This is a genomic window from bacterium (genome assembly GCA_021108215.1).
Taxonomy (GTDB): domain Bacteria; phylum Oederibacteriota; class JAAXVQ01; order JAAXVQ01; family JAUVAV01; genus JAIORK01.
Genome location: JAIORK010000026.1, coordinates 73669 through 92834, shown reverse-complemented (window position 1 = coordinate 92834; position 19166 = coordinate 73669). Strand labels below are relative to the sequence as shown.

At 45.0% G+C, this 19166-nt stretch carries 16 protein-coding genes; all 16 read left to right on the top strand.

All coding sequences use genetic code 11. From position 1 onward, the window contains the following. Window positions 1-18 precede the first annotated feature (18 nt). The 16 genes from K8S19_05025 to K8S19_04950 all read left to right on the top strand — a co-directional run bounded on the left by K8S19_05025 (window position 19) and on the right by K8S19_04950 (window position 19146). Complete coding sequence (locus K8S19_05025) at window positions 19-1227, top strand: argininosuccinate synthase (GenBank protein MCD4813035.1); 1209 nt, start codon at window positions 19-21, stop codon at window positions 1225-1227. A 51-nt stretch (window positions 1228-1278) separates the two neighbouring features. After that, a complete protein-coding gene (gene argH / locus K8S19_05020; GenBank protein ID MCD4813034.1) occupies window positions 1279-2709 on the top strand; it encodes an argininosuccinate lyase in 1431 nt (476 codons plus the stop codon). Between the two features lie 198 nt (window positions 2710-2907). Continuing rightward, window positions 2908-4008: a sn-glycerol-3-phosphate ABC transporter ATP-binding protein UgpC gene (gene ugpC / locus K8S19_05015; protein ID MCD4813033.1), complete on the top strand. Its 1101-nt coding sequence runs from the start codon at window positions 2908-2910 to the stop codon at window positions 4006-4008. Between the two features lie 25 nt (window positions 4009-4033). Further along, a complete protein-coding gene (locus K8S19_05010) occupies window positions 4034-6271 on the top strand; it encodes a hypothetical protein (GenBank protein MCD4813032.1) in 2238 nt (745 codons plus the stop codon). 487 nt (window positions 6272-6758) lie between these two features. Further along, the gene (locus tag K8S19_05005) at window positions 6759-8048 is read left to right on the top strand and encodes a UDP-glucose/GDP-mannose dehydrogenase family protein (protein ID MCD4813031.1); all 1290 of its coding nucleotides are present in this window, start codon (window positions 6759-6761) and stop codon (window positions 8046-8048) included. Between the two features lie 33 nt (window positions 8049-8081). After that, on the top strand, window positions 8082-8822 hold the full coding sequence (locus tag K8S19_05000) for an NTP transferase domain-containing protein (GenBank protein ID MCD4813030.1): 741 nt from the start codon (window positions 8082-8084) through the stop codon (window positions 8820-8822). Window positions 8823-8830: 8 nt separating this feature from the next. After that, window positions 8831-9850 (top strand): dTDP-glucose 4,6-dehydratase, encoded by a 1020-nt coding sequence (gene rfbB, locus K8S19_04995; protein MCD4813029.1) that lies wholly within the window; start codon window positions 8831-8833, stop codon window positions 9848-9850. Window positions 9851-10133: 283 nt separating this feature from the next. After that, a complete protein-coding gene (gene gmd, locus K8S19_04990; protein MCD4813028.1) occupies window positions 10134-11156 on the top strand; it encodes a GDP-mannose 4,6-dehydratase in 1023 nt (340 codons plus the stop codon). A gap of 82 nt (window positions 11157-11238) precedes the next feature. Next, a complete protein-coding gene (locus K8S19_04985; protein MCD4813027.1) occupies window positions 11239-12930 on the top strand; it encodes a hypothetical protein in 1692 nt (563 codons plus the stop codon). Window positions 12931-12958: 28 nt separating this feature from the next. Continuing rightward, on the top strand, window positions 12959-13309 hold the full coding sequence (locus K8S19_04980; protein MCD4813026.1) for a hypothetical protein: 351 nt from the start codon (window positions 12959-12961) through the stop codon (window positions 13307-13309). Between the two features lie 188 nt (window positions 13310-13497). Continuing rightward, window positions 13498-14271 (top strand): glucose-1-phosphate cytidylyltransferase, encoded by a 774-nt coding sequence (gene rfbF / locus K8S19_04975; GenBank protein MCD4813025.1) that lies wholly within the window; start codon window positions 13498-13500, stop codon window positions 14269-14271. 6 nt (window positions 14272-14277) lie between these two features. Next, window positions 14278-15156, top strand: a complete 879-nt coding sequence (gene rfbD, locus K8S19_04970) for a dTDP-4-dehydrorhamnose reductase (protein ID MCD4813024.1) — start codon at window positions 14278-14280, stop codon at window positions 15154-15156. A 218-nt stretch (window positions 15157-15374) separates the two neighbouring features. Continuing rightward, window positions 15375-16403 carry a flippase-like domain-containing protein gene (locus K8S19_04965; GenBank protein ID MCD4813023.1) on the top strand — a complete coding sequence of 343 codons (1029 nt, stop codon included), beginning with the start codon at window positions 15375-15377 and terminating at the stop codon, window positions 16401-16403. Further along, on the top strand, window positions 16400-17344 hold the full coding sequence (locus K8S19_04960) for a GDP-mannose 4,6-dehydratase (protein ID MCD4813022.1): 945 nt from the start codon (window positions 16400-16402) through the stop codon (window positions 17342-17344). Before K8S19_04965 ends, K8S19_04960 begins: the two co-directional genes overlap by 4 nt. A gap of 79 nt (window positions 17345-17423) precedes the next feature. Next, window positions 17424-18359 carry a GDP-L-fucose synthase gene (locus K8S19_04955; GenBank protein ID MCD4813021.1) on the top strand — a complete coding sequence of 312 codons (936 nt, stop codon included), beginning with the start codon at window positions 17424-17426 and terminating at the stop codon, window positions 18357-18359. A gap of 31 nt (window positions 18360-18390) precedes the next feature. Beyond that, window positions 18391-19146, top strand: a complete 756-nt coding sequence (locus K8S19_04950; protein MCD4813020.1) for a hypothetical protein — start codon at window positions 18391-18393, stop codon at window positions 19144-19146. Window positions 19147-19166 lie beyond the last annotated feature (20 nt).

Here is a 19166-nt window from a genome sequence, read left to right as displayed (position 1 = left end):
ATTTGAGAGGATAAGTCTATGAAAATTAAAAAAGTTGTTTTAGCCTATTCCGGCGGGTTGGACACGTCGGTGATTATTCCCTGGCTTAAGGATAACTACCAGTGTGAAGTTATTGCCTGTGCAGCGGATGTGGGGCAGGAGGAAGAATTGCGCGGATTGCAGGCCAAAGCAAAGAAAATCGGCGCTTCAAAGTGCTATGTGCTTGATCTGAAAAAAGAATTTGCCAATGATTACATTCTGCCCATGCTCAAATCCGGTGCGGTGTATGAGAATAAGTATCTGCTGGGAACTTCAATTGCCCGGCCATTGATTGCCAAACACCAGATTGCCATTGCCAAAAAAGAAGGTGCGGATGCCGTGGCGCACGGTTGCACAGGCAAGGGGAATGATCAAGTGCGTTTTGAGCTGACCTATCAGGCACTGGCACCTGAGATCAAAGTTATTGCGCCTTGGCGTGAAGCACACTGGGATATTAAATCCCGGGAAGATGCGCTGGCGTATGCTAAGGCAAAAAAAATACCGATTGTACAGACACTGAAAAAACTCTATTCCCGTGACCGCAATCTTTGGCATATCAGCCATGAGGGGGGGGAGCTGGAAGATCCCTGGCAGGCACCAAAAAATCAGGTTTGGATGTTGACCGCAGATCCGGAAACAGCACCCAACAAGTCAGAAGTGGTTACCCTTGGGTTTGAAGCCGGGAAACCGGTAAGTCTCAATGGTCGTGCCATGGAGTTGGTGGCGCTGATCCAAAAACTGAACAAATTGGCGGGCCGTCATGGGGTGGGGCGGAGTGATTTGGTGGAGAATCGTTTGGTAGGGATGAAGTCGCGCGGCGCTTATGAAACACCGGCGGGTACGGTTTTGGTGGCGGCCATGCATGAAATTGCCAGTTTGGTTTTAGACCGTGAGACGATGTATTTGCGCAATCAGCTGGCATTGAAATATGCTGATCTGGTTTACAACGGGCAGTGGTTTACACAAGTCCGGGAATCATTGGATGCTTTTATGCATGAAACCATGAAGACTGCGACCGGTGAGGTGCGCATGAAACTTTACAAAGGTCAGGCGACGGCAGTAGGCCGCCGTTCACCGTACTCACTTTTTTCTGAACGACTGGCCACTTTTGGCGAGGATGATGTGTATAAGCAATCCGACGCCACTGGTTTTATTTCGTTGTACGGATTGCCGCTTAAAGTACGGGCGGGATTAAAAAAAAGAAAATAAATGTGTAGGGGCGACCCTTATGGTCGCCCGTCATGCAAAGGATGAACCACCATGACCCCTAAACCGAAAAAAAAGACTGCCAAAGCTAAAAAAGCCTGGTCCGGCCGGTTTACCGAAGGACCGGACCCGCGCGCCGAGGCGTATTCCTCGTCATTGGAAATTGATGTGCGACTGCTGCCGTATGATGTTGTGGCCAGCCAGGCACATGTTGAGATGCTGGGCAAACAGAAAATAATTGCCCGGAGCGAGGCGAAAAAAATTCAGCAGGGATTGGACAAGATTTTAGCAGACTGGGAAAAAGGGGTCGTGCCTACCCAACCTCAAGATGAAGATGTTCACATGCTGGTGGAACGGCGGTTGTACGAAAAAATCGGCGATGTTGCCGGCAAAATGCATACCGCCCGGTCCCGCAATGATCAAGTTTTGACTGACCTCAAACTGTATCTTCAGGATGAGAGTGAAGAAATTATTTGTGGATTGCTCGCTGTACAAAAAGCGCTTTTTACTCTGGCCCGAAAGCATACCGGGTGGATCATGCCTGGATATACGCATATGCAGGTGGCGCAACCGGTGTTGGTCTCGCACTGGCTCATGGCGCATCTGGAAGCGTTTCACCGTGATGAGATGCGTTTTGTTCAAGTGCTCCAGGGAAGTCTGGATGAATTGCCTTTGGGTTCAGCCGCACTGGCAGGGACCAGTCACTCCATTGACCGGAAGTTGGCAGCTGAGTTGCTCGGTTTTTCGCGTGTGAGTGTCAATTCTATGGATACGGTGGGAGATCGCGATTTCTGTCTTGAGTTTTTATCGACAGCCGCCATTTGCGCCATTCATCTCTCACGCCTGACTGAAGAATTGATTTGGTTTTCCGGCAGCGAATACCGCTTTGTGACCATGCATCAGGGTTTTTCCACCGGCTCTTCGATTATGCCGCAGAAGCGCAATCCTGATATTGCTGAGTTGATTCGCGGCCGCAGCAGCCGGGTAATCGGTGATTTGATGACATTGCTTACCGTGCTTAAGGGTCTGCCTTTGACCTATAATCGCGATTTGCAGGAAGACAAGACACCGGTTTTTGATACCTGTGATGTTTTGGTCCAAACATTTATTGTGCTTGCGCCCATGTTGGAGAGTATGACCCTCAACCGTGAAGCCCTGGAGACAGCTTGTGAGCGGGGGTTTCCTACAGCAACAGAGGCTGCTGATCACTTGGTTAAAAAAGGTGTGCCCTTCCGGGAAGCCCATGAGGCGGTCGGCCGGATCGTGACGTATGCCTCTGAGCGGGGGATTACCCTTGATAAATTTCCTCTGGACTTATGGCAAAAGTTTCATCCTAAATTTGGAAAGGAAATAATTATCGAGGTAACCTTGGAAAATACGGTGGCTCGGAAGAAATCAGCCGGCGGCACCGGCCAGGAACCAGTCCGCAGCGCCATGGCCCGGACACGGAAACGGCTTTTTGGGACGAAAAGAGGAAATAAATGATTGACATGCGCATTATTTAGTCTGTAAAATAACAAAAAATTTGTATTTTTCCTTTTTTTAGGTCATGTCTAGCAATGTAGTTTTTGCAGATCGGACCCTGCATGGAAATGCGGGGAGATAAATAATCATCTATTTCAAAGCGAAATGCCCTGTAAACAGGGATACTACTTTGTCTTGGAAGTTTGAGGAGGTTTACCATTGGCACGCGTTGTATTAAAAAATGTCTGGAAACGGTTTTCCGGTGTGGAAGCTGTAAAGAATGTCAATTTGAGTTGTGAAGATAAAGAGTTTATTGTATTGGTTGGTCCTTCGGGGTGCGGCAAATCAACAACATTGCGCCTGATTGCCGGTTTGGAAGATATTTCCGAGGGCGAGGTTCATATTGGCGATAGATTGGTAAACGATGTTCCGCCCAAGGACCGCGATATTGCCATGGTTTTTCAAAATTATGCATTGTATCCGCATATGACAGTTTATGAAAATATGGCATTTGGTCTAAGATTAAAAAAACTTCCCAAAGATGAGATTGATCAACGGGTTATGGAAGCTGCCGAGATTCTTAATATCAAGGAACTGCTCCAGCGCCGTCCCAAAGAGCTCTCGGGCGGTCAGCGTCAGCGCGTCGCGGTGGGTCGTGCAATTGTACGTAAACCCAAGGTCTTTTTATTTGACGAACCACTTTCGAATTTGGATGCTAAATTACGTGTGCAGATGCGTGCCGAAATCGGGAAGCTGCACACGCGACTCCAGGCGACCATGATCTATGTGACCCATGACCAGGTCGAAGCCATGACCATGGGTGACCGCATTGTGGTGATGAAGGACGGTTATATTCAACAAATTGCTGATCCAATCACGCTCTACGATCAGCCGAGTAATAAATTTGTGGCAGGTTTTATGGGGTCCCCTTCGATGAATTTTATGGAAGGTTCTCTGATTAAGAAAAAAGATGCGGCTTATTTTACGGAAGAAAATTTTACCGTCAAGGTGCATGATGAGCATGTCTCGGCACTGGAGGAGTATATGGGCAAAGATGTTCTGTTCGGCATCCGGCCTGAGGATATTTTTGATAAAGTCTATGCATCCAACGCATCATCCGACAATACCATTACCGCGACGGTTGAAGTGGTTGAACCCATGGGCGCGGAGGCTTATCTCTATTTGACCACCGGCAAAAGTCCTTTTATCGCCCGGGTGGATTCTTATGAGCAACTGGAAGTCAACCAAGACATTGACTTGGTGCTTGATATGAGCAAAGCTCATTTTTTTGACAAAGCGACCGAGCAAACCATTATCTGATGCAGTGCGTTTTAGAGAGTTGACAATGAAACGAAACTTTTTCGGCGTGTTGTTCTTCAACAGCACGCCGTTTTTTTTAATTCTTTCTGCTGCTTTTCTACTGGCTGCCGGGACCGGACCTGCGTCTGCCGCAGTTTCCGGCAATACTGCGGCGGCGTTTGCAATCAATTCCGACTCCCAAATGATTGAATCTGAAGGAAATACAACAGGTGCTGATGCTGCGCAGCCGCGCGATAAGATTGTTATTTTTGCGGATCGTTTTATTTACCATGATGATAAAGAGCGCCTGAAAGCCAGGGGCCATGTCAGGGTTTGGTACGGCAACATTACCCTGACGGCAGAGGAAGCGGAATCAGATTTACAAACCCGCTGGGTCAATGCACAGGGGAATGTGGTGCTGATTGAGGCGGACAGGAAGATTCGCTGCGCACGTTTGGATTACGATCTCGAAACCCGCTCTGCCAAAGCACAGGGAATTCTGTTTGCCACCCATCCTTGGTATTACCAGGGAGAATCGGTTGAAAAAGATGGTGAGAAAAGCGTGGTGATTTCCAAAGCAAGTTTTACCACCTGCAATGCCCGTTATCCTCATTTTCACCTGACTGCTGAGCGGATTGATATTATTCTGGGTGAATCCTTAACCGCCCATCATGCGGTTTTGTACATCGGTACCACACCGTTGTTTTATTTGCCCTGGTTTAGGCGGTCTTTGGAAGATGGCCGGCCGCCTTTTTCCATCCGGGTGGGATATAATAATTATGAGGGTTTTTATGTTAAATTAAAATTCAGTTATTTTTTGATGTCTGAAAATTACGGTGCTGTTTTATTGGATTTGATGGAGAAAAAGGGAGTGGGCGTGGGGCTGGAAAATCATCATCAGTATGAATGGATGGGAAAAGGGACGGGCGATTTTTCCATGCTTTATATTAATGATCAGGACGAAGGCATGGAGCGCTGGACAGCCACGCTAACCAATCAGCACGAATTTTCTAAACGGGACAGCCTTCAGATGAATTTTGATTATGTGACCGACCATACCTTTAACCGCCAGTTCACCACCAACCTGGTTGATTCGTTTCAGCAAAAATCGTATCTGTCCTACTCGCATCGCGGGGACCGGTTTTACTTTAGTGCCGGGATTAGTAATGTCGAGGAGTATGACTACGATTTGGATAAATATTTAACCAGCAGCCGCGATCTGCCGGTACTCACCTATTCACTAAGCTCTCGCAAGATTGCACAGGTGATTAGTCCGATTTATTTTAGTATGAGTTCGAGTCTGAATCGTGAGTTTCAGAAAATCAAGTCCCTGAAAGACGTAAACAGTACAGATACGTCGGATGATTTTTATGATTTGCGTTACCGGTATTCGGATGGATTCAATGTGACGCCGGCGTTTACCGAGACGTATGCTTTTCCGCTGCGTGTGCCGACCCAACCCAGTCTTTCCGCTTCAATCTCTTTTCCGATCAGAGGTGTATACAAGGAAACTTTTTATCCGGACGAAATAATTGATGCAGGCACAGACCAGACACAGCTGGATTTTTCCTATACAACCAGTGTTTCCTTAATCAACAAGTGGGTGAACTACCGGTATTCCAATCCCACGTATCTTATGCAGAGTCGGTTGACTCACTCTTTTTCCAGAAAATTTCCCTTGTTGGAAGCATCTGACCTCCAGTATGCCGGTGTGACCGGGCACAAACTCAGCTTGGCGACGGATTATTATGTTGGCAGTTTTTTTACTTTGCAAGCATCTACCGGGTACAGTTTTTTATTGGATGAGACGTATATTGACTGGAAAAAGCGGGTTGATCCGATCAGCGTGAACGGCCGGGTCACATTGTTCAATACGATGAATCTCAGTTGGCAAGGGCAGCATGACTGGCTCAAGGAGCGAATTACATCCGGTTTTATATCCACCGGGATGAGCGGAAAAAAATGGGATGCCTCTGTTAATGGTTCATACTCTTACTTGGGTTCTTCCACTCAGGAGCACTCAATTTTTACAACCTTGAGTGCAGGGTATAAACCCGGTTTGGGTTTGGCGCTGCGTAGTGGATTGCAATATGATGTTGTTCAAAATGAATTTACCAATTTATCCCTGAGCCTCTCCCGGGACCTGCACTGCTGGGATATGCAGAGTTCTTTTAAGATATATAAGGATGGAACCTATGAATTGGGTTTTGGCATGAATCTGAAAGCATTTCCCGAATTCAAGGTCGGGACGGGAAATGCTGATGGTTTGGCTGTTGGCAACTAAAATCCAGGTGAAAGCGTGCCTTTGATCTTGTTGGATATTTGGAGAAATGCTATAATTCGTTTTCTTTTTAAGGAAAAATTATGTTTGTTCAAATTTAAAAATACGGCAGCTAACCGGAACGTCCTAAGTGCTGATTTTTAAAGGAAAAAACGCACCACAAGTTTTGGTGGAGCATCAGTGGAATTTATCGTCAAATCCGGCTCTAGCGTATGGGTACAGTATCAATTTTCCTTTAGAAACTAGCACTTAGGACGAATAGCAGACAGGGTGTTGTATAACTTGTACAGTAGTGAGGAAACATTATATACTGTGCTCAAAAACAGTATATTTTCCCCAGAATGATATTAGGCAAATGATTTTTTGGTCTCGTATGTAAGAAATCACTGGAAAAAATGCGTTTATTTACGAAGGCAGGTCATCGTTAGGTCTGTAGAAGTTGGTTTTGACTTAAATTACTTCATTTTAAGGAAGTTTTGGAGGTAGGGTCGTGAAAATTTGTGTAGTTGGAACCGGGTATGTAGGACTTGTGTCCTGTGCTTGTTTTGCGGATCTGGGGAATGATGTAATCGGGGTGGATATAGACCCCAAGAAGATTGCAAATCTTAAGCAGGGAAAAATTCCTATTTTTGAACCGGGGTTAAAAGAATTGGTGGATCATAATTTGGGAAAGCGTCTACATTTTACCACCGACTTAAAAGAAGGTGTGGAAAAATCCGACTTTATTTTTATTGCAGTCGGGACACCTCCCATGGAGACCGGGGAAGCGGATTTGACCTATGTCAAGCAGGTGGCGACGGGTATTGGTAAGCATCTCAACGGCAGGAAAATTGTAGTGGATAAAAGTACGGTACCTGTGGGGATGGGAGATCTGGTTGTCAGTATCATTGAGGAGCATGGTGGTACAGATCATCAGATCGATGTGGTTTCCAATCCGGAATTTTTGCGCGAGGGTTCGGCGGTCCACGATTTTATGAATCCTGACCGCGTTTTGATCGGGACGAATAATTTAGATGCAGCCGAACGGGTGAGTGAGCTTTACAAACCATTGGAAGCCGATATTATGGTGACGGATTTGCGTTCTGCTGAGATGATCAAGTATGCCAGCAATGCGTTTTTAGCCACCAAGATCACGTTTATCAATGAAATTGCCAATCTGTGTGAAAAGGTCGGGGCGGATGTCACCAAGGTGGCGCATGGTATGGGTCTGGATTCGCGTATTGGGCACCCCTTTCTTAACGCAGGTGCAGGTTATGGCGGGTCCTGTTTTCCGAAGGATGTCCTGGCGTTGATCGAGAAGGCAAAAAAAGAAGGGTATGATTTCAAAATTCTCAATGCGGTGATTACGGCCAATGACTTTCAGAAGAAATCAATGCTGACCCGCATCAAAGAGGTGTTGGGGCCGCTGGAAGGAAAGCAGATTGCTGCACTGGGTCTGGCTTTCAAACCCAATACGGATGATCTGCGTGAGGCGGTGGCCGTGGAAGTTATTCAACTGTTACAGGAAAATGGAGCACGCGTTCGTGCTTATGATCCGGCGGCGATGGCACTTGCCAAGAAGTTGCTCCCCGAGGTCAAGCTGGCGGAGAGTGCTTATGATGCGGTAAAAGGGGCACATTGCGTTGTCGTGTTTACAGAGTGGAATGAGTTTAAGGAAATGGATTTGGAGCGCGTGAAGTCATTGATGAAGACACCGTTGATCGTTGACGGGCGGAATATTTTCAATCCGGAAAAAGTCCGGGAGATGGGATTTACCTATCGCGGGGTAGGCACAAAATAATTTTTTTGCCGACCGCAAAAGGGGGCAGCTGCTGTGAAAAAAGTAAAAGGTGTTATTTTGGCCGGTGGACTGGGTACGCGGCTTCAACCTTTGACAGATATTACCAATAAGCATCTTTTGCCGGTTTATGACCGGCCAATGATTTTCCATCCCATCGAAAAAATGGTCGAAGCGGGCATCGATGAGATCATGCTGGTTACCGGCGGCAATAATGCCGGTGATTTTCTTCGCTTGCTGGGTGACGGCCGTCGTTTCGGTGTGAAAAGGCTTCAGTATACCTATCAAAGAGGCGAAGGGGGTATTGCCGAGGCATTGGGCATGGCAGAGGAATTTTCCGAGGGCCATCCCATCATGGTTTTTTTGGGAGACAATGTGGTTTCGGGATCATTGAAGCCCTATGTAACGCAATATTCCCGGCAAGCTTGGGGCAGTATGATTTTGCTTAAGGAAGTGGACAATCTTTCCGCCTACGGTGTCCCGCAGTTCAAAGGCGATAAGATTGTGAAGATTATTGAAAAACCTAAAAAGGCACCCTCGCCCTATGCGGTGATCGGAATTTATTTTTATGATAGAAGTGTTTTTAAAATTATTAAGACGCTTAAACCTTCCGGTCGTGGTGAGCTTGAGATTACAGACGTGAACAATGCCTATATCCGGCGCAAGCAGATGGCCTGTGGTGTGCTCAAAGGGCATTGGGCGGATGCCGGGGAGTCAATCGATTCCTGGTTCGAAGCAAATCTGATGGCCCGTAACGAGAAAAAAAATAAAAGGTAGGTCAGGCAATGCGCGTATTGGTGACCGGGGGTGCGGGATTTATTGGTTCTCATTATACCGACCTCCGTTTGAAAAAATATCCCCGGGATTGGGTGGTGGTACTTGACAAGTTGACCTATGCCGGCAATCCCGCCAATCTGAAGGATGCGAAAAAAAATACACGTTTTAAATTTGTAAAAGGCGATATCTGCGATGCTAAGCTGGTTGATCGGGTGGTAAAGGCCCATCGGATTGATTGCATTGTCAATTTTGCGGCCGAGACCCATGTGGACCGGTCCATTCTTTCGCCGGAAGATTTTGCGCGCACCGATGTTTTGGGTACGCAAACGCTTTTGGAAGCTGTGCGTAAATACAAAGTAAAGCGGTTTTTACAGATCTCGACTGATGAGGTTTACGGTTCAATCGAAAAGGGCGGGTTTCGCGAGAGCGATCCATTGCAGCCATCCAGTCCGTATTCGGCATCCAAAGCAGGCGGGGATTTGCAGGTGCTGGCCTACCGGCATACCTATGGTCTGCCGGTAATCATTACACGTTCCTCAAATAATTTTGGTCCGCGGCAGTATCCGGAGAAATTGATCCCGCTTTTTGTCACCAATGCGATTGAGGGCAAACCGCTTCCGCTTTACGGCGACGGGCTGAATATGCGGGATTGGATTTATGTGGAGGACAATTGTCTGGGTTTGGATCATGTTTTGGAAAAAGGCAACCCAGGTGAAATTTATAATATCGGCGCGGGAAATACGCGTACCAATCGGGAAATTACCCGATTGATCTTAAAGTTGTTGAACAAACCCCAGGCCCTTATCAAAAAAGTTCCGGATCGTCCGGGGCATGACCGGCGCTATGCATTGAATATGAAAAAAACCCGTACCTTGGGCTGGAATACGCAGTGGTCGTTTCGTGAGGCCATGGCGCATACCGTGCAATGGTATTTGACAAATCAGACCTGGTGGGAACCGCTGAAATCAGGAGATTATTTAAAATACTATGAGAAACAATATATGGGCCGTCAGCGTACGAAAAAATAGTTGGTTTGAAATTATTTTTATCCAGTGATATAACCGGTCAGAACACTTGTTTTTTTAAAGAAAAAAACGCATCATCAGTAAAGGTATAGCCTTCGTGGGTCGGATCGTCAAAGCTTACTTGGTTGTGCGGTGACAGTATCGGTTTTTCTTTAAAAAAACAAGTATTCTGACCGGCTTTATAACAGGGCGATTAGCAAATACGATGTTTGATTAATTTTGACAACAGTGGTAGGAATAATAAAAAATATTCAGGTATGACAATAGTCGGGGAGGGAGTTATTTAATGACAAAAAAAACAGTTAAGAAAACCAAGCGGCGCGCACTGATTACCGGCGTCACAGGACAGGATGGGAGCTATCTGGCTGAGCTTTTGCTTTCCAAGGGATATTCTGTTTGCGGGGCCGTGCGCCGCAATTCAACTGAAAATTTTGAGCGTATCGAGCATCTGAAGAATAAGATTACGCTGGTTGAGGTGGATTTGCTCGATCAGATGTCCATTCTCACGGCGTTGAAGAAGTTCAAACCGCATGAAGTCTATAATTTGGCAGCCCAGTCGTTTGTGCCCACGTCATGGGACCAGCCGCTTTTAACCGGCGAGTTTACAGCTTTGGGCGTGACCCGCATGCTGGAAGGTATCCGCGCGGTGGACCCGAAAATACGCTTTTATCAGGCCAGTTCCTCGGAAATGTTCGGCAAGGTTCAGGAAGTTCCTCAGACAGAGGCAACGCCCTTTTACCCGCGCAGTCCCTATGGTGTGGCCAAGGTGTACGGTCATTTTATTACCGTCAACTACCGGGAAAGTTATAACCTCTTTGCGGTTTCCGGTATTTTGTTCAACCATGAATCCCCCCGGCGGGGTAAGGAATTTGTGACCCGCAAGGTTACGGATGCTGTGGCGCGCATCAAGCTGGGTGTGCAAAGCACTTTGCAGATGGGAAAACTGGATGCCAAGCGCGACTGGGGTTTTGCCGGCGACTATGTGCGTGCCATGTGGATGATGCTCCAGCAAAAACAGCCCAAAGATTATGTGGTGGCTACCGGAGAGACACACACTGTGAAGGAAATGTTGACTATTGCATTCAAGCATGTGGGGCTGGATTGGAAGAAATATGTGCGTATTAATTCAAAATTTATCCGTCCGGCGGAAGTCGATCTGCTTTTGGGAAGTCCCAAAAAAGCCCGGAAAGAGCTCAAATGGAAGCCGGAAGTCAGCTTTGAGCAGATGATTAAGCTGATGGTGGATGCTGATCTGGAACGCGTCCGTGCTGAGATTAAGTATAAAAAAGAGCACCCCGTGGTGCTGTAGGAAATCCGAAGGGCTCGTGAACAGGATGTTTGATTAATCTTGACTGCTGTGACAAGGAACAATAAAAACGGAGAAGAAATAAATGCTTAATGCAAATCCGGTAAGAAAAAAAGAAAACAAGAGGATGATTCCAATTGCGTTTATTATCACTTTACTTACCATCTTGTCTTTCAATTCGCTTGTTTTGGCTGATCAACAACAGGACGAAGCATTAAAAAAAATGCTGCGAAGCCAGCTGGGCCACCTTGGGAAAATAATGAAGTTAAAAAAGGAATATCCGGTTCCGGAAGAAAAATATGAAATAGTAAAATCCATGAAAATGACATCAGGTCACTTGAATGGTGTGTTGCATACAAGGCAGAGGGATATAAAAATCGGGTATGATATTCAATTAAAAAATATGGTCTACAAAAAAACAGTTAATCAGAAAGAAATAGATAAAGCACAGTCGGAATTGGAAGCGGCTACCAGGAAAATCTATGCGGGTACCAATATGGGAAATCAGATAAAATCCATGGAGGAAGATACAAAAAATAAATTAAAAAAATGTAAATCGCCGGAGTACAGACGTGTTGTGAGCGGTGATGCAATCATGACACTGCGAGTGAACCAAGCTTCCAAGCGGATGGGGGTTCTGAAAAATTTACCCGCTGTTATTATTGCATGTCCCTTTAAAGCGACCATGAATGATGCCTGTTTGTTGTTGGGGTCGCGTGAGGTCGCCATGCAAATGATGTCAGAATTATTTCAAAACGATCAAACAAATGCCGGCATCAAGCCGGATGTAGTCATTAACTTTATATTTGATTTTGATAGAAAAGTAAATTATATCTATCAAGAAAGAATCGCGGGGCCTGTTTATGGTGGTAAAGGCGGGGGTGATTTTTCCTCCGGGCCTTTAAATGATCCAAGGCAGAGTGTGCTTGATTTTGAACAATTTTTTTACACCTTATCGGCATTTGGAATATTTACTAATAAAAATAAGCAGCTCTCCATATCTGTAAGAGAAAAAATACCCTATTTCAAAATGATGGAGCGTGGCCCCTTCAAGCGACTGGGGGCGGACAAAGGAACCGGTGCGATTAGCGCTGAATCTAAATGGCCAAGGCCGAGAGGAAAAAAAGCCCAGCCAGCCAGAACAAAACCAGAGGAAATGGATTACCCGGCTAAAAAAGAAAAAAAACGAGAAAAACCAAAGAAATCAGAAGAAGATGGGAAGGATGATTTTGATGATATCGAGAAAACGTTAGCCGAAACCATAGAAGAAATACTCGGAAAATATAATATTGATATTTCTGCAACAGATATTTTAACAGGCATCGCAAAAACAATCATTGATCCGAGAAACTTAAAAACAGTTACTGAACCAGTGAATGAAATAGTGCTTGCAATAATGGACGAAATTATTTTGAAGGATGCGCGAAATGCGCATTATAATAGAAATGAAAATAATGATGTTCCGGAATATGAAGGAGACATCCCGGAAGACTGGATTGAATTTCCGGGAGAATTAAAAATATATCATACTCAAGGAATAAGTAATGCAAATAATTTAAAATATAGCTCTCTAGATGGAGAAATGGAAGGTGTGTATAAAGATGGTAAATTAGTTGCAGATTCGCTTAATATGGGAACATATAATTTTGGTTCTCCCAAGGATAATTGGTTTGGGCATCTTGTTTTGGATTTGGTTCCATATTACTTATGGGGTAATAGCCCTGATGATCCATCTACAATGAAAGATAGGTTATTATTGCCGTTGAGGGCGAAATAGTAAAAAGAAAGCGCAGAGGATGAATTTGATGAATAATCAAAATAAAATTAAAATAAATGTCATTCATTTACTTCTTACAGTACTAATTCCCTTGGGAGCGACATTAATATTTGACTTTGGCAATCGATTATTCACAAATGTTTGGGAATATTTTCATTTTTTAACAGGTGCGCTTGGATTGTTTTTCTTCTATATTCCAACAAAGACATTACTGTTTATTTTGCTTACAGTGATGTCCCGGTTGCTTATTGCATATTTATTTGTAAAAATCAGTTATAAAAATTTAAAGACAGAATATTTGATGTATATAGTTCATTCAATAATTTCAGTTTTAACAGTGTTTGTCGGATACTACATTATGCTGATTGCTAGATTGTAATTAATCCCCAAATATTATATTTATTCATAGGTACAGAATTAGTGTTCGCCCTTGGGCTTGAGGTCACTATCGCTGAGAAAACGGGCCGATGGACGGTTTTATTTTTATAAAAGGCAAAAATAGGCAGAGGATAGTTGATTGTTGCTACTACCATTGAAAATTAAATAACCCGCACAGGGGGGGGATTGATGAAAACCATTATTTTATGCGGTGGAACCGGTACGCGGCTGCGTGAGGAGACGGAATACAAGCCCAAACCGCTGGTCGAGATTGGCGGTATGCCGATTCTTTGGCATATCATGAAGCACTATGCCCGCTATGGCATGACTGATTTTGCACTGGCATTGGGGTACAAGGGCAGCATGATCAAAGAGTATTTTATGAATTTTGATTGGATGAGCAATGATTTCACTCTGGATTTAAAGGCCAAGCAGGAAAAAATCATCCATTTTGATCATCCCCCCGAAGACTGGCGTGTCACCTTTGCTGATACAGGTCTGAAAATACCGACCGGAGGGCGTATCAAGCGGATGGAAAAATATATTCAAGAGGACACATTTTTAGTCACCTATGGTGACGGTGTTTCGGATGTGGATATTGGTGCCTTGGTCTCATTTCATAAACACCATGGTAAAATTGCGACGCTGACCGGGGTCCATCCCTCTTCGCCATTTGGCGTACTCGAGTCTGAAGATGGATTGGTGAGCTCTTTTAAGGAAAAACCTTTTTTGGCAGGCCTGATCAATGGCGGATTCTTTGTTTTTGATAAACGTATTTTTGATTATCTTGAGGATGATACCGTGCTGGAAGAAGCGCCTTTGCGCCAATTGGCTGAAGAAAAACAGTTGGCGGTTTATCAGCATGAAGGATTTTGGGCATGCATGGATACATTCAAAGATGTTGAACGGCTCAATACAATGTGGGAAAAAGGGAATAGTCCCTGGAAAACCTGGCAGGGTTAATTATTTATGAAAATTGTTGTTATGGGTGCAGAGGGTCAGGTGGGAACGTTTTTACTCCGCAAACTTTCAGCGCGGCATGAGGTTATTGGGACGGCTTTGCAAGGCATGGATGGTTTGCAGCAAGTGGATATATGTGATCTCAATGCAGTTGAACAGCACTTAAAAGAGGTCCGGCCGGACTATGTTATTTTGACCGCAGCAATGACTCACGTGGATCGCTGTGAAGAACTCCCTGAGGCAGCTGAGCGGATTAATGTGAAGGGCACGGAAAACGTGGCCAATGTCTGCAAAGCAATGAATGCCGGCATGGCTTATTTTTCCACGGATTATGTTTTTGATGGTGTGGAGGGGCCATACGCTGAGGAGGATAAACCCTATCCGCTCTCGGTCTATGGTAAGACAAAATTGCAAGGCGAGATGATTGTGCGAAATACGGTTGCTAATCATTTGATTATCCGGCCTATGTTTATTTTTTCTTATTTACCCGGTTCTATGAATTTTTTTATGCAAATCAGCCAACGGTTGGACAAAGGCGAACCCATTACAGTGCCGGATGATCAGCTGGGCAATCCGATTGAGGCGGGGAATTTGGCCGCCGCTTTGGGAGAGTTGATTGAGCGTCAATGCACAGGGATTTATCATTTGGCGGGTCTGTCCCGGGTGAGCAAGGCAGCTTGGGCCAGGCAGATTGTTTCGGGGCTGGGACAGGACCCTAATTGTGTGCGCATGGTAGCTACCTCGGAATTGGGACAGCGTGCTCCCAGGCCGCTTAATAGCGGTCTCAAGACGGAAAAGGCGCAGCAAGTTCTTCGGGAAAATCCACTCTGGAATTTGGGGCAGGCACTGATTTACGCATGCACACAACGAAGGGAAATGTTTGAATAAAATTTTACGCTTTTAGAAAAAAACACAGTAATGAATTGAGTCGTCCTAAGCACTTATTTTTAAATAAAAAAACGCACCATCAGTGAAGGTAGGATAGTAGGAAAGGGTATCGTCAAAGCGGGCTTGGACGCGTGGAGACAGTACCGGTTTTTATTAAAAAATAAGTGCTTAGGACGATTTAGCAATCGTGTGATTTGTTTGGACTGGAGCGATATAAAATGAATTCAGAAAAATTAGGTAAGCAAGGTTCTTCTTTGGGAAAGTATTTCAAGATTGCGATTGGGATTGTCATTAGTCTCGTGTTTGTGGGATTGGCATTGCATAATATTGATTTCGGGAAGCTGCTCAATACTTTTGTCAATATTAATTTATTCTGGGTGGCGTTGGCCGGGATCCTGATTTTTGTCACTTATTTTTTGAGGGTTTTAATTTGGCGCCAGTTGCTCCATCAATATCCCACCAACATGTGGAACTTGTTTCGCATTATGACCTTAGGGTATTTTGCCAACAATCTTCTCCCCTTGCGTCTCGGGGAGGTAGTCCGTATCTGGCTGTTGGGAAAGAAAGAAAATTTACCGGCCGGGATATCTGTGGCCACGGTTGTGATTGAGCGTGGTGTGGACCTTTTTTCTCTATTATTTTATTTCGTGCTTATGATGTTTTTTATACCCTTTGAAGGTTGGCTTAAATTATCCGGGTTGATTTTGGCGGGTTTTGGATTGGTTTTTGCTTTGGTTCTGGTTTTGAATCACCGTTTCGGCGGGCATCTGATTGAGTGGATTGAAAAACCCCTGGAACGTCTGCCCGGCGGGGTCGGTGTTTGGATCCACAAGCAATTCGGGAAATTTTTAGGCGGACTGAAACTTCTGGATAGCTTCCCGCAATTGATGAGGGTTTTAGTGCTCGGACTTATCATATGGCTGACCTGGATTACGGTGGTTTATTTTTGTTTCCTGGCCTTGGGGCTGAATCTCTCTTTTCTGGCGGCGATTTTTTTAATTGTGGTTCTTAATTTTGGACTCATGATACCTTCTTCTCCCGGCGGGTTGGGGGTGTTTGAATTTATGGTGATTCTTGCACTCAAGCCTTTTGGTGTGGAGAAAGAAGTTGCTTTGGGCGTGGGATTCACGTTTCATATGTTACAGTATATTTTAACGTTTATTGTCGGTTGGATATTTGCCGTACAGATGAATGTTTCCATGTTGAAGGTTTCCCGAGAATCAACCCAAAGGGAAGGAATGCAATGAGAATATTGATCACAGGCATGGAGGGATTTGTGGGCAGCCATTTGGCTGAATATGCCTTGGCTAAAAAAGCCGAGGTCCACGGTACGGCACTGCCGGGGGCGGGATTGGATAACCTGCAGGCTGCAAAAGCCGCCAAGGTCCATCGCGCGGATATTACGGATGCCAAGGCAGTTGCGCGGCTGGTGGCAAAAGTGCGCCCGCGCTGGATTTTTCATTTGGCCGGTCAGAGCAGTCCCAGTCATTCGCGCCAGGCACCGGATCAGACCCTTCAGGTGAATGTGCTCGGCAATCTTCATGTACTTGAAGCCGCACGTCGGTTGGATAAACACACCCGGGTTTTAGTGGTGGGCAGTGCGGATGAATATGGCAGTATTAACCCTCCGGTTATGACCATCAGGGAAACCCATCCCTTGAATCCTGAGACACCCTATGCGGTTTCCAAAGTCTGTCAGGACCTGATGGGACGGGCATATTTTAAAAATTATGGACTTCAAGTCATCCGTACCCGGCCATTCAATCATATCGGACCCAGGCAAGCCAGGGGGTTTGTGGCAGCTGATTTTTCTTACCAGATTGCCATGATTGAGAAGGGCCGGCAAGCAAGTATGCAAGTGGGGAATACTGAGGTTATCCGGGATTTTTCGGATGTGCGGGATATTGTTGCCGGCTATTGGTCGTTGCTCGAATCAGGCAAGCCAGGCGAGGTTTACAATCTGGGAAGCGGAAAAGGCATTACCGTGAGCCGGTTGCTGGAGATCTTGATCGCGCTCTCGTCTTTAAAGATTAAGGTGAATGTCCAGCAGAGCAAAATCCGCAATGAAAAAAAGCGTAAAGTTGGATCAATTGCGAAAGTTGCCAGGGAGACCGGCTGGAAACCAAAAATGAAATTACGAAAAACCCTTGAAAACACATTGGATTATTGGCGCGGACAGGTAAAGTGAAAAACAGGTCCATTTATTTTGACAGAATTGTACAATTTTGATATAAATATTTTTTTATATATATGTAGGAGGTATCAATATGGAGTATTTAAATGGAAAACGAGTGATTGTCACTGGTGGTGCGGGATTTTTAGGCTCTCATCTTCTAAAAGAGCTTTCTAATTACAATTGCGAACAAATAGTTGTTCCGAAAATAGAGGATTTTGATCTTACCAAAGCAGAAGACATTAAGCGGATGTATGAACAGGTCAAACCGCATACTGTGATCCATTTGGCCGCGGTTGTGGGCGGTATTGGGGCAAATCTGGAAAATCCGGGAAAATATTTCTATGATAACCTCATGATGGGTGTCCAATTGATGGAAATGGCACGGCAGTATCAGGTCGAAAAGTTTACCGCAATCGGTACCATTTGTGCGTATCCCAAATTTACACCGGTTCCTTTCAAAGAAGATGATCTTTGGATTGGCTATCCGGAAGAAACCAATGCACCTTATGGATTGGCCAAGAAAATGCTTTTGGTCCAGTCGCAGGCCTATCGGCAGCAGTATGGATTTAACAGTATTTTCTTATTACCGGTTAACCTGTACGGTCCCAGGGATAATTTTGATCCAAAATCATCTCATGTTATTCCTGCGTTGATTAAAAAGTGTGTTGAGGCCAAGGAAAAAGGCGAAAAGGAAATTGTTGTCTGGGGAGATGGTTCGCCGACACGCGAGTTTCTTTATGCCGGGGATGCAGCACGGGGAATTGTGCTGGCAACCCAGAAGTACGATGGTGATCAGCCGGTCAATTTGGGGTCGGGCAGAGAGATCTCCATTAAAGATCTGGTAACCCTGATCGCCCGTTTGACGGGATTTGAAGGAAAGATTGTCTGGGACAAAGACAAACCAAACGGCCAGCCGCGGCGTTGTTTGGATACGAGTCGGGCCAAAGCGCTATTTGATTTTGAGTCTAAGACGGAATTTGAGCAGGGGTTGAAAGAGACCATTGCGTGGTATTTGAAAAATCGCTGAGTGAATTATTAGAAAGGATACCTGGAAAAATATGATTGAACATGAAGCGGAATTAAATGATTATCTTGAGGTGTTTTGGAAATACCGTAAAACGATTTTTAAAATTTTTGTAATCGTTATGTCGCTGACCGCGCTGGGCGTAATTTTGGGACCTAAACGATATACAGTGGATACTTATTTTCGGGTCGGGAAAATTGCCGGCTACTCCAACGAAGGGGTGCTGCCTAAGTTTATCGAGCATCCTTCGTCATTGGTAGAGCGCCTGAGTTCTATTTACAAGATTAGGCATGTGGTTTCGCTTTCGCCGTCGTCGGTCATCAAGACGACATTTAAAGGATTCAATAAGAAAAATGTAACCCAAGAAGCAGAGACGTTTAAAGTATTTCTTTTAAAAGAGCATGGAAATGAGTTTAGTAAATATAATAATAAGCTTTTAAAGGATATTGAGATATTAAATAACCGTATCGAACAGATGGAAAACGAGATTATTATTCTGGAAAAACGGGGGAAAAATAAGGATGCGCTTTGGGCATTGGATGCCAACGGGCAAAGCGTTCTTTTAAAACGACGTGATGAATTATGGATACAAAAACTTGATTTGAATGAAATTCAAAGTCTTTATGAAGAGAAAATTGTATTTCCTTCCAGCTTTCTTGAAGCTGATGGGACACCCGCATATGATCCGGTTTGGTCGATTGCGCTGATCGCACTTGGCTTGGCTCTTAGCCTGGGGGCATCGGTTTTTTTGATTCTGTATAAGGAAGCCACCCTAAGAAATCGGCGGTAGTTCGGATAGGTAAGGATAAG

Bases quoted from the DNA above. Each gene is read 5' to 3' on its own strand.
- K8S19_04965 (MCD4813023.1), top strand. From the start codon at position 15,375: ATGAATTCAGAAAAATTAGGTAAGCAAGGTTCTTCTTTGGGAAAGTAT.
- rfbB (MCD4813029.1), top strand. From the start codon at position 8,831: ATGCGCGTATTGGTGACCGGGGGTGCGGGATTTATTGGTTCTCATTAT.
- rfbD (MCD4813024.1), top strand. From the start codon at position 14,278: ATGAAAATTGTTGTTATGGGTGCAGAGGGTCAGGTGGGAACGTTTTTA.
- rfbF (MCD4813025.1), top strand. From the start codon at position 13,498: ATGAAAACCATTATTTTATGCGGTGGAACCGGTACGCGGCTGCGTGAG.
- argH (MCD4813034.1), top strand. From the start codon at position 1,279: ATGACCCCTAAACCGAAAAAAAAGACTGCCAAAGCTAAAAAAGCCTGG.
- K8S19_04960 (MCD4813022.1), top strand. From the start codon at position 16,400: ATGAGAATATTGATCACAGGCATGGAGGGATTTGTGGGCAGCCATTTG.
- K8S19_04980 (MCD4813026.1), top strand. From the start codon at position 12,959: ATGAATAATCAAAATAAAATTAAAATAAATGTCATTCATTTACTTCTT.
- K8S19_04950 (MCD4813020.1), top strand. From the start codon at position 18,391: ATGATTGAACATGAAGCGGAATTAAATGATTATCTTGAGGTGTTTTGG.
- K8S19_05025 (MCD4813035.1), top strand. From the start codon at position 19: ATGAAAATTAAAAAAGTTGTTTTAGCCTATTCCGGCGGGTTGGACACG.
- gmd (MCD4813028.1), top strand. From the start codon at position 10,134: ATGACAAAAAAAACAGTTAAGAAAACCAAGCGGCGCGCACTGATTACC.
- K8S19_05010 (MCD4813032.1), top strand. From the start codon at position 4,034: ATGAAACGAAACTTTTTCGGCGTGTTGTTCTTCAACAGCACGCCGTTT.
- K8S19_04985 (MCD4813027.1), top strand. From the start codon at position 11,239: ATGCTTAATGCAAATCCGGTAAGAAAAAAAGAAAACAAGAGGATGATT.
- K8S19_04955 (MCD4813021.1), top strand. From the start codon at position 17,424: ATGGAGTATTTAAATGGAAAACGAGTGATTGTCACTGGTGGTGCGGGA.